The sequence below is a fragment of the Streptomyces sp. NPDC101166 genome, assembly GCF_044768125.1.
Lineage (GTDB): Bacteria > Actinomycetota > Actinomycetes > Streptomycetales > Streptomycetaceae > Streptomyces.
In genome coordinates, this window is sequence record NZ_JBIWPF010000002.1 from 1 (window position 1) to 13,311 (window position 13,311).

Annotated in this window: 16 protein-coding genes and 1 tRNA gene; 10 read left to right on the plus strand and 7 right to left on the minus strand. The window is 73.1% G+C overall.

Annotated elements, in window-relative coordinates; all coding sequences use genetic code 11:
* Positions 1-188: 188 nt before the first annotated feature.
* Positions 189-1,376 (minus strand): thiolase family protein, encoded by a 1,188-nt coding sequence (locus tag ACIRS4_RS04330; protein ID WP_404189837.1) that lies wholly within the window; start codon positions 1,374-1,376, stop codon positions 189-191.
* A 292-nt stretch (positions 1,377-1,668) separates the two neighbouring features.
* Between ACIRS4_RS04330 and ACIRS4_RS04335 the strand changes: the two genes are divergently transcribed.
* The 3 genes from ACIRS4_RS04335 (at position 1,669) to ACIRS4_RS04345 (ending at position 2,836) form a co-directional block, all read left to right on the plus strand.
* Positions 1,669-1,926, plus strand: coding sequence for a WhiB family transcriptional regulator (locus ACIRS4_RS04335; protein WP_404189840.1), 258 nt, complete (start codon positions 1,669-1,671; stop codon positions 1,924-1,926).
* A complete protein-coding gene (locus ACIRS4_RS04340; protein ID WP_404189843.1) occupies positions 1,923-2,405 on the plus strand; it encodes a Dps family protein in 483 nt (160 codons plus the stop codon). The genes ACIRS4_RS04335 and ACIRS4_RS04340 overlap by 4 nt, the downstream gene beginning before the upstream one ends.
* Positions 2,406-2,503: 98 nt before the next feature.
* Positions 2,504-2,836, plus strand: a complete 333-nt coding sequence (locus ACIRS4_RS04345) for a DUF3140 domain-containing protein (protein WP_404189845.1) — start codon at positions 2,504-2,506, stop codon at positions 2,834-2,836.
* 71 nt (positions 2,837-2,907) lie between these two features.
* Here the strand turns inward: ACIRS4_RS04345 and ACIRS4_RS04350 are convergent, their stop codons facing one another.
* Positions 2,908-3,780 carry a Cof-type HAD-IIB family hydrolase gene (locus ACIRS4_RS04350; RefSeq protein ID WP_404189848.1) on the minus strand — a complete coding sequence of 291 codons (873 nt, stop codon included), beginning with the start codon at positions 3,778-3,780 and terminating at the stop codon, positions 2,908-2,910.
* 178 nt (positions 3,781-3,958) lie between these two features.
* Here ACIRS4_RS04350 and ACIRS4_RS04355 point away from each other — a divergent pair, with 178 nt between their 5' ends.
* The 6 genes from ACIRS4_RS04355 (at position 3,959) to ACIRS4_RS04380 (ending at position 8,826) form a co-directional block, all read left to right on the plus strand.
* Positions 3,959-4,774, plus strand: a complete 816-nt coding sequence (locus ACIRS4_RS04355; protein ID WP_404189851.1) for an SAM-dependent methyltransferase — start codon at positions 3,959-3,961, stop codon at positions 4,772-4,774.
* Positions 4,775-4,840: 66 nt separating this feature from the next.
* Positions 4,841-6,244, plus strand: a complete 1,404-nt coding sequence (locus tag ACIRS4_RS04360; protein ID WP_404189854.1) for a glutamine synthetase — start codon at positions 4,841-4,843, stop codon at positions 6,242-6,244.
* Between the two features lies 1 nt (position 6,245).
* On the plus strand, positions 6,246-7,379 hold the full coding sequence (locus tag ACIRS4_RS04365; protein ID WP_404189856.1) for an amidohydrolase family protein: 1,134 nt from the start codon (positions 6,246-6,248) through the stop codon (positions 7,377-7,379).
* Between the two features lie 15 nt (positions 7,380-7,394).
* Positions 7,395-7,934: an NUDIX hydrolase family protein gene (locus ACIRS4_RS04370; RefSeq protein WP_358796181.1), complete on the plus strand. Its 540-nt coding sequence runs from the start codon at positions 7,395-7,397 to the stop codon at positions 7,932-7,934.
* Between the two features lie 23 nt (positions 7,935-7,957).
* Complete coding sequence (locus ACIRS4_RS04375) at positions 7,958-8,374, plus strand: (2Fe-2S) ferredoxin domain-containing protein (protein WP_358796182.1); 417 nt, start codon at positions 7,958-7,960, stop codon at positions 8,372-8,374.
* A 17-nt stretch (positions 8,375-8,391) separates the two neighbouring features.
* A complete protein-coding gene (locus ACIRS4_RS04380; protein WP_404189859.1) occupies positions 8,392-8,826 on the plus strand; it encodes a VOC family protein in 435 nt (144 codons plus the stop codon).
* Between the two features lie 63 nt (positions 8,827-8,889).
* Here the strand turns inward: ACIRS4_RS04380 and ACIRS4_RS04385 are convergent, their stop codons facing one another.
* Positions 8,890-9,879 (minus strand): helix-turn-helix transcriptional regulator, encoded by a 990-nt coding sequence (locus ACIRS4_RS04385; RefSeq protein ID WP_404189862.1) that lies wholly within the window; start codon positions 9,877-9,879, stop codon positions 8,890-8,892.
* 94 nt (positions 9,880-9,973) lie between these two features.
* Here ACIRS4_RS04385 and ACIRS4_RS04390 point away from each other — a divergent pair, with 94 nt between their 5' ends.
* On the plus strand, positions 9,974-10,372 hold the full coding sequence (locus ACIRS4_RS04390; RefSeq protein ID WP_404189865.1) for a VOC family protein: 399 nt from the start codon (positions 9,974-9,976) through the stop codon (positions 10,370-10,372).
* Positions 10,373-10,568: 196 nt separating this feature from the next.
* Here the strand turns inward: ACIRS4_RS04390 and ACIRS4_RS04395 are convergent.
* The 4 genes from ACIRS4_RS04395 to ACIRS4_RS04410 all read right to left on the minus strand — a co-directional run bounded on the left by ACIRS4_RS04395 (position 10,569) and on the right by ACIRS4_RS04410 (position 13,298).
* Positions 10,569-10,642: transfer RNA gene (locus tag ACIRS4_RS04395), tRNA-Pro, on the minus strand.
* An 89-nt stretch (positions 10,643-10,731) separates the two neighbouring features.
* Entirely contained in the window at positions 10,732-11,091 is a 360-nt protein-coding gene (locus tag ACIRS4_RS04400) for an MmcQ/YjbR family DNA-binding protein (RefSeq protein ID WP_404189868.1), read from the minus strand.
* A gap of 38 nt (positions 11,092-11,129) precedes the next feature.
* A complete protein-coding gene (locus ACIRS4_RS04405) occupies positions 11,130-12,041 on the minus strand; it encodes a LysR family transcriptional regulator (RefSeq protein ID WP_389027978.1) in 912 nt (303 codons plus the stop codon).
* Between the two features lie 39 nt (positions 12,042-12,080).
* Entirely contained in the window at positions 12,081-13,298 is a 1,218-nt protein-coding gene (locus ACIRS4_RS04410; protein ID WP_404189871.1) for a glycine C-acetyltransferase, read from the minus strand.
* Between the last annotated feature and the right edge of the window lie 13 nt (positions 13,299-13,311).

Here is a 13,311-nt window from a genome sequence, read left to right on the forward strand (position 1 = left end):
GCGGAGGGTCGCCCTCGTACTGGGCGTACGAGGGCGATCCCGACAACGCGGCGAGCGCGCGTGCCAGGCGTCGCGAGCCAGACGGGACTTTCGAATCACGCCCTAGATGCATCGAACGGCGGCGTCGGACACCGTCTCGTCTGGTGGCCGTCGGCGGCGCCCGGTGGGCGGCCCCGCGCGGGCGCCCGTCAGTGCCGTTCCACCAGCACCGCGCTCCCCTGTCCCACACCCACGCACATGGTCGCCAGGCCGCGTTCCGCGCCCGTCCTGCGCATCCGGTGCAGCAGCGTCGTGAGGATGCGGGCCCCCGAGCAGCCCAGCGGGTGGCCGAGGGCGATCGCGCCGCCGCTGGGGTTGACCAGGTCGGGGTCGATGCCCAGTTGGTCCACGCAGGCCAGCGCCTGGGCGGCGAACGCCTCGTTGAACTCGGCCTCCTGGAGGTCGCCCACGCTCCAGCCGGCCCGGGCCAGCGCCTTGCGCGTCGCGGGCACCGGGCCGATGCCCATCACGTCGGGGTGCACCCCGGCGGAGGCGCCGGCGACATAGCGGCCGAGCGACTCCAGGCCCAGGTCGTTCAGGGCCTCCTCGCTGACCAGGAGGAGCCCGGCGGCGCCGTCGTTCATCGGGGAGGCGTTGCCCGCGGTGACGGTGCCGCCGGGGCGGAAGACCGGCTTGAGCCCGGCGAGCTTGTCCAAGGAGGTGTCCTCGCGGACGGACTCGTCGGCGTCGACGAGCACGCCGTCGGGGCGGGTGACGGGCAGGAGTTCGTCGTCGAAGTGGCCGTCCTTGCGGGCCCGGGCGGCGCGCTGGTGGCTGCGCAGGGCGAACCGGTCCTGGCGTTCGCGGGACACGCCGTACCGTCCGGCGACCTCCTCGGCGGTCTCCCCCATGGCCAGCAGACCGTGCAGGTCCTTCATCGCCGGGTTGACCAGGCGCCAGCCGAGCCGGGTGTCGACGGTCTCGACACGGTGCGGGAGGGCCTCGTCGGGGCGGGCCAGCACGAAGGGGGCGCGGCTCATCGACTCGGAGCCGCCCGCGATCACGATGTCGGCCTCGCCGGCGGCGATGGTGCGGGCGGCGGCGGTGACGGCCTCCATCCCGGAGGCGCACAGCCGGTTCACCGTGGCGCCGGGCACGCTCTCGGGGAGGCCCGCGAGGAGCACGGCCATCCGGGCGACGTTGCGGTTGTCCTCGCCCGCCTGGTTGGCGGCGCCCCAGTAGACGTCGTCGACGCGGGCGGGGTCGAGGGCCGGCACCTCGGAGACGAGGGCGCGGACCACGGTGGCGGCGAGGTCGTCGGGCCGCACGGTGGACAGGGCGCCGCGCAGCCGGCCGATGGGGGTGCGGCGGGCGACGGCGAAGTGGACGGGACGCACGACGGGCACTCCTGATCGAGGACACGCGGAAGGCGAGGACGCCGTTGTTAGCACTGCTAGTTTCGGACTATAGACCGCCCCGCACCCCCCTGGGAAGATTTCCCGAGGGGCCTCACCGACGCAGCCGCGTGCGGTGCCCGTGGTGGAGCGCGCCCCGAGACGTTCCACGGGAGGGACCGCGTCGAGGTCTTCGCCGACCCGCCGCACGCCCTCGATGCCGTCCTTTCCGAGGAGCGCATATCGCGAGGACAGGCCGTGTTTGCGGGTGTTCGCCCGGGGCACCCGCGCGGTCATGGAGTGGTTGCGCAGCGCCGCCTGCGTGGGCGAGGACCCCGAGCTGTTCTTTCCCGTCGGCACGTCCGGCCCGGCCCTGAGGGACGCGGCGAACGCCAAACGCGTGTGCGCCCGCTGCAGGGTGACCGCCGCGTGTCTGGCCTTCGCCCTCGACAGCCCGCCGACGTCGGGCGTCTGGGGCGGGACCGACGAGGCGGAGCGCGCCGCACTGCTCCGTACCGCACGTGACGACGCGAGAAGGAGAACCTCGGTATGACTGTCGTGAAGAGCCCGCTGCCCGAACCGGCCCGTCAGGTCACCTTCGATGCGTTGCAGAGCACTCTCGTCGACCTGCTCGGACTCTCGCTGATCGGCAAGCAGGCCCACTGGAACATCGTGGGCCCCCGCTTCCGCTCGATCCACCTCCAGCTCGACGAGGTGGTCTCGACGACCCGCACCTACTCCGACACCGTCGCCGAGCGCGCCGCCGCCCTCGGCCTGCCGCCGGACGGCCGGCCGGAGACGATCGCGTCGGCGTTCACCCTGCCCGCCCCGAAGGACGGCTGGGTGCGCGACGAGGACGTCGTACAGGTGATCTCGGAGACGCTGGGCGCGGCGATCGGACGGCTGCGCGAGCGCATCGCAGCGACGGAGTCGGCCGACCCGGTCACCCAGGACCTGCTCATCGCCATCACCGCCGACCTGGAGAAGCAGCGGTGGATGTTCGAGGCGGAGAACTGGCAGCAGGGGGACTGACCCGCACCGACCGGCACGGACCGACTGCCCCGGCGTCACACGCCGAGCGGCACACGGACGGACGACACACGAACGACGCACGGACGGAGGAGCACCGCATGACGGACGCCCTCGAACTCGACGCGCTGTGGGAGGACTTCCACCGCGTGGTCAACATGACCTCGCAGGAGCTGGCCGCCTGGCTGCGGGTGCGGGACGCCGACGAGAACGCCGAGCCGCTGCCCGACGAGGCGGGGACCTCGACCGGTCAGCACGTGCTGGCCATCCTGCAGAAGCGACGTACCGACCTCACCGACGACGACCTGCGGGTGATGCACCGCGTCGTGGACACGGTGACCGCGCGTACGGACCTGGAGGACGAGCCGGCGGCCGAGGACACCCGGCTTCGGCACCTTCTGATGACGGTCGGGCACGACCCGCTCAAACCCTGACGCCGGGGCCTTGAGCCCCCCACACGTTCGACGAGGAGTCCGCGGCGCACGCCGCGGACTCCTCGTCGTCGTCACCGCAGACCGCTCACGGGCAGGTCGAGCAGCCGGGCGACCGTGCGCAGCACGCCGTTGTCGTTGTTGGACGGGGCCAGATGGCGGGCCCTGCCGACGACCTCCGGGTGGGCGTTGGCCATGGCGAAGGACCAGTCGGCGGCGTCCAGCATCTCCAGGTCGTTGAGGTAGTCGCCGAACACCATGGTCTGCGCGGGCGTGATGCCCAGTTCCCGCTGGAGCCGACGCAGCGCGGCGCCCTTGGTGGCGGTGCGGTTCATGACGTCCACCCAGTGCTCGCCGGAGACGACCACGTTGTGGGTGCCCGTGAACGCGGCGAGGGCCGGGGCGGTGATGCGCTCGGCGGAGGCGAAGTCGTAGAGGGCCACCTTGAGGACGTCGTCGTCGACGGCGGCGATGTCGTCGACGACCGCGTTGCGCCGGTAGTAGCGGCGGACCTCGGCCAGGAACGCGTCGTCGGTGCGCTCCACGTACGCGGACCGCTTCCCGCAGACGACGGCGCCCACGTCCGCGCCGCCCGCGACGAGTCGCCGTACGCACTCCACGACCTGGGCGACGACGTCCGGGTCCATCGGGTCGGAACTCAGCTCCTCGCCGTCGCGGACCACATAGGTGCCGTTCTCGGCGATGAACACCATGCCGTCGGCGACGCCCTCGAACTCGTGCGCCAGCGTCGCGTACTGCCGGCCGCTCGCCGGGCTGAACAGCACCCCGCGCTCCCGCAGCAGCCCGATCACCTCCCGCAGCCCCTCCGGCGGCCGCTTGTGGTCGTCGAGCAGGGTCCCGTCCATGTCGGTGACGACCAGGCGGACGCCGGCCGACGCGGCCGACGGCTCCGGGACGGACAGATGGGCGGTTTCGGAGTAGGGCATGTCCTGCTTCCTGTACGAGGGCGACCGGGTCGTCACCCTACCGGGGGACCCCGAGCGGCCCTCGAACACGGAGCGGGCCGTCCGAATCCCGGGACAGCGGTGATCACCGGGCGGCACAATGACGGCTGACGGGCCAAGGCGACGAGTACGCGACAAGAGCGCGGGAGGGAGCGGTCACGTGAGCGAGGTCCACACGCCGTCGGGCGGATCGACGGCGCCGCTGAACACCGGGGTGGCGCACAACGCGCGGGTGTGGAACTACTGGATCGGCGGCAAGGACAACTACGAGGTCGACCAGCGGGTCGGCGAGCACGTCGCCGGGATGTTCCCGCTGATCCGGGAGATCGCCCGCGCGGACCGCTGGTTCCTGGGCCGGGCGGTGCGCTTCCTCGCCGAGGAGCGCGGCATCCGGCAGTTCCTCGACATCGGCACCGGTCTGCCGACGGCCGACAACACCCACGAGATCGCCCAGCGTCTCGCCCCCGACTCACGGATCGTGTACGTGGACAACGACCCGATCGTGCTGGTGCACGCGCGCACCCTGCTGACCGGCACCGCCTCCGGCGTCACCGACTACGTCGACGCCGACGTCCACGACCCCGACGCGATCCTGCGACGCGCCGCCGGCACCCTGGACTTCACCCGACCCGTCGCGGTGATGATGCTGGGCATCCTGAACTTCGTGCTGGACGTGGAGGCGGCGCGGGACATCGTGCGCCGGGTCATGGCGGCGGTCCCCTCCGGGAGTTTCCTGGTGCTCACGCATCCCACCCACGACAGCGAGGTGGGCGGCGAGGGCCAGATCCCCGCCATGAGGTTCTGGAACGAGAACGCGACCCCGCCGATCACCGCCCGCAGCGGCGCGGAGATCTCCGCGTTCTTCGACGGCCTCCAGCTGCTCGAGCCCGGCCTGGTGTCCTGCTCGCGGTGGCGTCCCGAGCCGGGCGCCCCGGCCGTGGTGCCGCAGTACGGCGGAGTGGCCGTGAAACCCTGACGGCGCGCGCCGCCCGCGGGCGTGGGCGGGGCGGACCATCGACGACGCCACTGACCTGGAGGCCGTATGAGCACCCTCGCCGACCCCGTGCCCGGCGGTCGCCCCGGGGACGTGGAGCGGGCGAGAGCCCTGGCCGCCGAGCTGCCGGGGCGGGGTGTGCACGGGGTCGTGCTGGCCTACGTCGACACCGCGGGCGTCGGCCGGGTGAAGACGGTCCCGGTGGCGCGGCTGGCGTCGGCCACGGCCTGGGGCGTCGGCATGTCCCCGGTGTTCGACACGTTCCTCGCCGACGACCGGATCGTCTCCACGGACGTGCTGGGCTCCCCCGACGGCGACCTGCGTCTGTACCCCGACCTGGACCGGCTGGTGGTCCTCGCCGCGCAGCCGGGCTGGGCGTGGGCGCCGGTCGACCGGATCACCCAGGACGGCGAACGGCATCCGGGGTGCTCGCGCACCTTCCTGCGCGAGATCGTCGCCGGCGCCGCCCGGACGCACGGCCTGACCTTCCGGGCGGCCGTCGAGATCGAGTGGTCGTTCGGTCTGGACTCCGCGCCCGCCGGCGAGTTCGTCCCGGCGACCACCGGGCCCGCGTACGGCGCGATCCGGCAGGTCGAGCTGAGCGACTGCACCGCCGATCTGCTCGCGGCGTGCGCGGCGCAGGGGGTGGACGTCGAGCAGGTCCATCCCGAGTACGCGCCCGGCCAGTTCGAGATCTCCGTGGGCGCCCTCGATCCTGTGGCCGCCGCCGACCGCAGCGTCCTGGTGCGCCAGACCGTGCGCGCGGTGGCCCGGCGGCACGGGCTGCGGGTGTCGTTCTCCCCCGCCGTCACCGCCCAGGGCGTCGGCAACGGCGGTCACCTCCATCTGTCCGCCTGGCGTGACGGGGTCAACCTGCACACGGGCGGGGAACGCCGGCACGGGATGACGGCCGACGCGGAGGCCTTCGCGGCCGGTGTGCTGGGCCGGCTGCCCGCCCTGACCGCGGTGACCGCGCCGAGCCCGGCCGGCTATCTGCGCCTCAAGCCCTCCCAGTGGGCGGGGGTGTTCACCGCCTGGGGCCTGGAGACCCGCGAGGCGGCGCTACGGCTGGTGCGGGGCACCGCGGGCCGGCGCGCGGAGCTGGCGAACCTGGAGGTCAAGCCGGTCGACCTGGCCGCCAATCCCTACCTCGCGCTCGGCTGTGTGATCGCCGCCGGCCTGGACGGGATCGCGTCGGGCGCGACCCTGCCGGAGGAGACCGCGGGCGACCCGGCCGCTCTGGAAGACGCGACGGCCGAGGCCCGGGGCGTGCGCCGGCTGCCTGCCTCGCTGGCCGAGGCGGTGGAGCGGTTCCAGGAGGACGAGGTGCTGCGGGCCGCCCTGGGCCCGGTCCTCGCCGACGCGGTGACCGCCGTCCGCCGCGGTGAGATCGAGGCGGTCGCCGGGCTGGACGACGAACGGGTGGCGGCGGCCTACCGCTGGGCGTACTGAGATGCGCGCCGGGCCGGTCCACGAGGCGCTCGCCGCCCTGGCGCTGGTGGACCACCACTGTCACGGGGTGGTGGCGGGCCCGCTTGACCGGGCGGGTTTCGAGGAGCTGCTCACCGAGGGCGACCGGTGGCCGGGCCACTCGTCGTTCGACACCCCGGCCGGTGTGGCCGTACGGCGGCACTGCGCGCCGCTGCTGGACCTGGACCGGCACGCCCCGCCCCGGGAGTACCTGGCGCGGCGGGCCGAACTGGGGCCGCGGGAGGTGAACCGGCGGTTCCTGACGGCGGCCGGGACGGGCCGGTTCTTCGTGGACACCGGTTTCGACGCGGACCGTCTCACCCCGCCCGCCGAACTGGCCGCGCTGGCGGGCGCGAGCGCCCACGAGGTCGTCCGGCTGGAGACCGTCGCGGAGGCGGTGGCCGCGCGGGGCGTGGACGCGGGCGGGTACGCCGACGCGTTCCGGGCGGCGGCCCTGGACGCCGTGCGGGCGCCGGGGGTGGTGGCGGTGAAGTCGGTGGCCGCCTACCGCACCGGCTTCGGCCTCGACCCGGCCCGGCCCTCGGACGCCGAGGTGACCCGGGCGGCCCGGACCTGGCTGGCGGCCGGCGGCCGGCTCCAGGACCCGGTGCTCGTACGGCATCTGCTGTGGACGGCCGTGGACCTGGGGCTGCCGCTGCAACTGCACACGGGCTTCGGCGACCGGGACATCCGGCTGCCCCGCGCGGATCCCGGACTTCTGACGGACTGGTTGCACCTGATCGCGGGCACGATCCCGGTGCTGCTCCTGCACTGCTGGCCCTACCAGCGGCAGGCCGCCTTCCTGGCGGCCGTGTTCGAGCAGGTGTACCTGGACGTGGGACTCACCCTGCACCATGTGGGTCCCGTACGAGCGCGGGCGGTCCTGGAGGAGGCCTTGGAGATCACACCGTTCCGCAAACTGCTGTACAGCTCCGACGCCTACGGTGTCGCCGAGTTCCACGCACTCGGCGCGCTGGCGTTCCGCCGGGGTCTGGGGGACCTCCTCCAGGACCGGGTGGACGCCGGCGAACTCAGTCTGGCCGACGCGCTGCGCCTGGCGCGGTGGGCCGGGGCGGACAACGCCCTCGAGGTCTACCGGCTTCCCGACGGACACTGAAAGTATGATCAAGCAATGTCTGACCTGACCGAAACCACGCCCGGTTGGCTGAGCGCCGACGAGCTCGAGATGGCCCGCGCACGGATGCCGATCCTGTACGTCGAGGCCGTGCCCGTGCGCGTCGACGACAGCGGTGAAGTCACCAGCATCGGCCTGCTGCTGCGGATCGGACCGGACGGCAACGTCAACCGGACCCTGGTCTCGGGCCGGGTCCTGCACCACGAGCGGGTCCGCGACGCTCTGCTGCGGCACCTGGAGAAGGACCTCGGACCGGTGGCCCTGCCGCGGGTGCCGACCTCGCTGCAGCCCTTCACCGTCGCCGAGTACTTCCCGACGCAAGGGCTCACCCCGTACCACGACCCCCGTCAGCACGCGGTGTCCCTCGCCTACATCGTGCCGGTGACCGGTGACTGCCGGCCCCGGCAGGACGCGCTGGACCTGGTCTGGTTCGACCCGCAGGAGGCCGCGTCGCCGGCGGTGCAGAGCGAGATGCCCGGCGGGCACGGGTTCCTGCTGCGGCAGGCCCTGGCCCACGTCGGCCTCTCGGCCTCCTGACCCGGGTGGGACCGCGTCGCACGGTGCCCGGTCAGCGCGCGGTGGCGATCGGCGCCGCCGCCCGCCGGCCCTGCACCCTCGTGGTGTGCCGGGGCTGCTGCTGCGGCGACGCCCGCAAGCACCCCGGCTTCGACCACGCCTGGCAGCTCGACCGGCTGCGCGCGGCCGCCGCCGCGTCCGACGGGGGCTTCGCGGTCCGTACGACGGACTGTCTCGGCCCGTGCGACCAGGCCAACGTGGTCGTCGTCCAGCCCTCGGCGGCCGGGCGGCGGGCGGGCGGCCGGGCCACCTGGGTGGGGTTCGCCATGGACGACGACTGCACGGAGGAGCTCATCGGCTGGGCGGCCGCGGGCGGCCCCGGCGTCGCCGAGCCGCCGCTCACCCTGGAACTGCAGTTCATCGCCCCGCCGAGGGGCGCGCGGACGCGCGGCCGCCGGTAGAGGGCGGCCCGGCGGACATGGACGGACGACCCGGCCCCGAGGCGCACACCCCTCGCGCAGCCAGACACGACTGGTGGGGCGTGGTGCTGGAGGCCCCCGATCCCCGGGCGCTCGCCCGCTTCTACGCGGGGCTGCTCGGCTGGGAGATCGTCAAGGAGGACGCGGACGGAGCGGCCGTCGTGCCGCCCGAAGGCGTGGGCTACCTGGGCTTCCAGTTCTCGGAGGGCTTCGTCGCGCCGGTCTGGCCGGCCCGGGAGGGCGCCCGGCGGATCACCATGCACCTGGATTTCGAGGTGGTCGATCTGCGCGCCGCCGTGGCGCACGCGCTGGCGCTCGGGGCACGGGAGGCGGACCACCAGCCGCAGGCGAACGTCCGCGTGCTGCTCGACCCGGCGGGCCATCCGTTCTGCCTCTACGTGGACGCCGACATGGAACAGGCCGCCTCCCCGTGATCGAGAAGACGGCCTCCGACCTGCGTGAAGCCGGTCGGGGCGACAGACATCGGCTCCTCGCTGTCAGGCTCGACGGGCGGAGGACGCGAGGCGATCGGCGAGCTCGATGACGAGGTCGCGCAGTTCATCGGGGCGCTCGATGACGAACGGCCGGTCGAGTGAGGCGAGTGTCGGAGGCAACCAGTCGAGCCGCTCCACCCGCAGCTCAACGCGCAGCCAGCGCTCGCTCGCCAGGTCCTCGCCCGCCACGGGCGGGTACTCCTCCAGGCTCGCGACGCCGACCGGAAGGCGGGCGCGGATCTGCTCGACCGTCCCGTGGATCCGCAAGGTCACCTCATGCCGGTACTCGGCCGTGGCGAACCCTGACAGCACACGCTGGACCGGACCGGGCCCCGCGGGCTCATCGAACGAGCCGGGCAGGATCCGCGCGTCCGCGATGCGATCGAGCCGGAAGGTTCGCTCCTCGCCGATCCGGACGTCCGCGCCCGTGACGTACCACCGGCCCCCATGGGCGACGATCCCGTACGCGTGCAGCGTGCGTTCGCTGCGCCGTCCGTCGCGGTCGGTGTAACGGATCGAGACCGGTCGGCGGTGGCGCACCGCATCGGCGATGGCGAGCAGGACCCCGGCGTCCGGGGTGTCGAACTCGGCGGGCCGATCCGTGAAGGCGAGAGTTTCCAGGAGTGTGTCGAGCCGACGGGCGATGTGCTTGGGCAGCACCCGCCGGATCTTCGCCGATGCCGTCTCGCTCGCCGTGTGCTGCGTCGTCGTCAGCCCTGCCCGGCGGCCGGCGACCAGGCCGAGCAGCACGGCCAGCGCCTCGTCGTCGCTGAGCATGAGCGGAGGCAAGCGATACCCGGGGGCGAGCCGGTACCCGCCGTAGCGGCCGCGCACCGACTCCACGGGCACGTCCAGGTCGATCAGCTGGTTCACGTACCGCCGCACGGTGCGCCCTTCGACGCCGAGCCGGTCGGCGAGTTCGGCCACCGTCCGGGTGCCGCCCGACTGCAGCAGCTCCAGGAGTGTCAGCACGCGGCCGGTGGGTCGAGGCATGTGCACAACATAGCGCGAAAATAGAGGACCGATTCTGTCCACTATTTCTCCTAGCCTGCGACGTGCACGCCTCCGCACAGCCAAGGAGATCCCCATGGACTTCGTCTCGATCCGCATCATCACCAGCGACGTAGCGCGCCTCGTCGAGTTCTACGAGCGAGCCACCGGGGCGCGGGCGACGTGGGCCACCGAAGACTTCGCCGAACTCAGGACCGCGGGTGCCACCCTCGCGATCGCGGGCACCCGCACCGTCCCGCTGTTCGCCCCGGGCTCTGCCCGGCCGGCGGACAACCACAGCGTGATCACCGAGTTCCTCGTCGACGACGTGGACCGCGTTCACCAGAACCTGACCGGCTTCGTCACCGACTTCGTCAGCGGGCCCACCACGATGCCCTGGGGCAACCGGTCGCTGCTGTTCCGCGACCCCGACGGCAACCTCGTCAATTTCTTCACCCCCGTGACGCCGGCGGCCATCGAGAAGTTCGCACGCTGACGCCTGACCGCCGATCAGCCCCCACCCCACGAAGTGGCCTTTGCCCCGTCACGGAGGGCTGCATGGCCCACCTTGAGTGAGTCGAGGTGGGCTTTGGCAGTGCTCGAGCGGACTGGTCCCCGACAGGTCCCCGAAAATGACCAAAGGCCACTCCAGATCCTCTCTGGAATGACCTCTGACCTGCGACTTCGTAAAGTCGGGACGACAGGATTTGAACCTGCGACCCCTTGACCCCCAGTCAAGTGCGCTACCAAGCTGCGCCACGTCCCGGTGCCCGTCTGACCTGGGGTTTCCCCCGGCAGAACGTGCAGGGAAACCATACCGCACTCGCGTCGGTGGTCGCGCATCCGTTTCGGCGCTCAGCGGCCCTCGGGCAGCCCCAGCCCGGGGTGGGCCTCCAGCAGGCGCGGCGGGGCCGCCTGGCGCCAGGAGTCGGCGAGGATGTCGCCCAGCTCGCCCTCGTCCTCCAGGGCGGCCAGCCGGACTCGCACCCAGGCGAACTGGGCCTCGTGGCCGGCGATCCAGAACTTGCCGGGCTCGGCCAGGACCAGTTCGGCGCGCTCCTCCTTGGGGCAGCGCACGGCGAGGGAGGTCTCGTCCTCGGGCAGGGTGGCGAACATCTTCGTCCCGACCCGGAACGTGGGCATGCTCCAGGCGATCTTCTCCGTGGTGTCCGGCAGGGACAGGGCGATACGGCGTACGTCTTCGGCGTCCGGCATGCTCCGCACGGTAGCCGCTGCCACTGACAACGCGCGTGTCACGCCGTCTGGGCCCGTGCCGCCTGTCCGAGCGCCTCCAACACCGGCCGGATCAGCGGGTGCTCCTCCGCGCCGCGCCGTACGGCCGCGAACACGCGCCGCGTGGGGGCCGCCCCGTCGACCGGGCGGACGACCACGCCGGCGAGGTCCATGCCGCGCAGCGCCGAGCGCGGGACGAGGGCCACGCCGACGTCCGCCGAGGCCAGCGCGACGACCGCGCGGAAGTCGTCGGAGGAGTGCTCGAGGCGGGGCTGGAAGCCGGCGTGCTCACAGGCCAGCACCACCACGTCGTGGCAGGGGTTGCCTGGGTACGGGCCGATCCAGGGGTCCTTGGCCAGCTCGGCGAGCGGCACCTCCGGGAGGTCCGCGAGCCGGTGGGTGACGGGGACGACCGCGTCGAAGGGCTCGGCGTACAGCGGGAGGTGCGCCAGTCGCGGGTCGTCGGCGGCCGGCGCCCCCCGGTACTCGACGGCGACGGCCACATCGACCTGCCGGTCCAGGACCATCCGCAGACTGGCGTCGCCCTCGGCGTCCTGGACGCGGATTCTTATCCCCGGGGCGGCGCCGGCGAGCCGGGCCACGGCGGGCGCGACGACCAGGGCGATGCCGGTGGCGAAGGCGGCGACCGTGACCGTGCCGGCCGCCCCCGAGCCGTAGGCGGCGAGTTCGGCCTCCGCCCGCTCCAGCTGGGCGAGGACCGCGTGGGTGTGGGCGAGCAGGATCTCCCCGGCCGGGGTCAGCCGCACGCCCTTGGCGCCCCGCTCGACCAGCCGGTGCCCGGTCTCCTGCTCCAGCGCCGTGAGCTGCTGGGACACCGCGGACGGCGTGAGGTACAGGGCGGCGGCGGCCGCCGTCACCGTACGGTGGTCCGCCACCGCCCGAAGGATGTGCAGCCGCCGAGCTTCGATCACCCCACGATTATCGCAGGCCACGGGGCCGGGTCGGGGCCGTCAGGCAGGGGTCGGTTCCGCTTCCTCCAACTCGGCTCGGGCCGCGACGAAGGCGTCCACCGCACGGTCGACGTCCTTCGTGGAATGCGCGGCGGACAGCTGGACCCGGATCCGGGCCTGGCCCTGGGGGACGACCGGGTAGGAGAAGCCGATGACGTAGACCCCGCGCTCCAGCAGGAGTTCCGCCATCCGGCCGGCCCGCGCCGCGTCGCCGATCATGACGGGGGCGATGGCGTGGTCGCCCGGGAGGACGTCGAAGCCCTCCGCCGTCATCCGCCGGCGGAACAGGGCCGTGTTCTCGGCGAGCCGCACGCGCAGGTCGTCGGCCGACTCCAGCAGGTCGAGGACCTTGAGGGAGGCCGCGGCGATGACCGGGGCGAGGGTGTTGGAGAACAGGTACGGGCGGGAGCGCTGGCGCAGCAGGGCGACGATCTCGGCACGGGCCGCGACGTACCCGCCGGAGGCGCCGCCGAGCGCCTTGCCCAGCGTGCCGGTGATGACGTCGACGCGGTCCATGACGCCGTGCAGCTCGGGCGTGCCGCGGCCGCCGGGCCCGACGAAGCCGACGGCGTGCGAGTCGTCGACCATGACCATGGCGTCGTAGCGGTCGGCGAGGTCGCAGATCTCGCGCAGGGGGGCGACATAGCCGTCCATGGAGAACACGCCGTCGGTGACGATCAGCTTGCGGCGGGCGCCGCCTTCGGTCGCCTCCTTCAGCCGGGCTTCGAGGTCGGCCATGTCGCGGTTTGCGTAGCGGAAGCGGCGCGCCTTGCACAGCCGGATGCCGTCGATGATCGAGGCGTGGTTGAGGGCGTCGGAGATGACGGCGTCCTCGGAGCCGAGCAGCGTCTCGAAGACGCCGCCGTTGGCGTCGAAGCAGGAGGAGTACAGGATCGTGTCCTCCTGGCCGAGGAACGCCGACAGCCTGGCCTCCAGTTCCTTGTGCACCTCCTGGGTGCCGCAGATGAAGCGCACGGAGGCCATGCCGTAGCCCCAGCGGTCCAGGGCCTCGTGGGCGGCGGCGATCACCTCGGGGTGGTCGGCGAGCCCGAGGTAGTTGTTGGCGCAGAAGTTGAGGACCTCGCCGGGGCGGCCGCCCGCGGTCACGGCGACGGTCGCGGACTGCGGGGTGCCGATGACGCGCTCGGGCTTGTGCAGACCGGCGGCGCGGATCTCGTCGAGGGTGGCGCGCAGGTCGTCGCGCACGGAGTCGAACATGAGGACAGGCTCC

What these genes read in the sequence shown, in the direction of transcription:
- ACIRS4_RS04335 (WP_404189840.1), top strand. Translation starts at nt 1,669, where the DNA reads ATGGAGTGGTTGCGCAGCGCCGCCTGCGTGGGCGAGGACCCCGAGCTG.
- ACIRS4_RS04340 (WP_404189843.1), top strand. Translation starts at nt 1,923, where the DNA reads ATGACTGTCGTGAAGAGCCCGCTGCCCGAACCGGCCCGTCAGGTCACC.
- ACIRS4_RS04345 (WP_404189845.1), top strand. Translation starts at nt 2,504, where the DNA reads ATGACGGACGCCCTCGAACTCGACGCGCTGTGGGAGGACTTCCACCGC.
- ACIRS4_RS04350 (WP_404189848.1), bottom strand. Translation starts at nt 3,780, where the DNA reads ATGCCCTACTCCGAAACCGCCCATCTGTCCGTCCCGGAGCCGTCGGCC.
- ACIRS4_RS04360 (WP_404189854.1), top strand. Translation starts at nt 4,841, where the DNA reads ATGAGCACCCTCGCCGACCCCGTGCCCGGCGGTCGCCCCGGGGACGTG.
- ACIRS4_RS04365 (WP_404189856.1), top strand. Translation starts at nt 6,246, where the DNA reads ATGCGCGCCGGGCCGGTCCACGAGGCGCTCGCCGCCCTGGCGCTGGTG.
- ACIRS4_RS04370 (WP_358796181.1), top strand. Translation starts at nt 7,395, where the DNA reads ATGTCTGACCTGACCGAAACCACGCCCGGTTGGCTGAGCGCCGACGAG.
- ACIRS4_RS04380 (WP_404189859.1), top strand. Translation starts at nt 8,392, where the DNA reads ATGGACGGACGACCCGGCCCCGAGGCGCACACCCCTCGCGCAGCCAGA.
- ACIRS4_RS04385 (WP_404189862.1), bottom strand. Translation starts at nt 9,879, where the DNA reads ATGCCTCGACCCACCGGCCGCGTGCTGACACTCCTGGAGCTGCTGCAG.
- ACIRS4_RS04390 (WP_404189865.1), top strand. Translation starts at nt 9,974, where the DNA reads ATGGACTTCGTCTCGATCCGCATCATCACCAGCGACGTAGCGCGCCTC.
- ACIRS4_RS04400 (WP_404189868.1), bottom strand. Translation starts at nt 11,091, where the DNA reads ATGCCGGACGCCGAAGACGTACGCCGTATCGCCCTGTCCCTGCCGGAC.
- ACIRS4_RS04410 (WP_404189871.1), bottom strand. Translation starts at nt 13,298, where the DNA reads ATGTTCGACTCCGTGCGCGACGACCTGCGCGCCACCCTCGACGAGATC.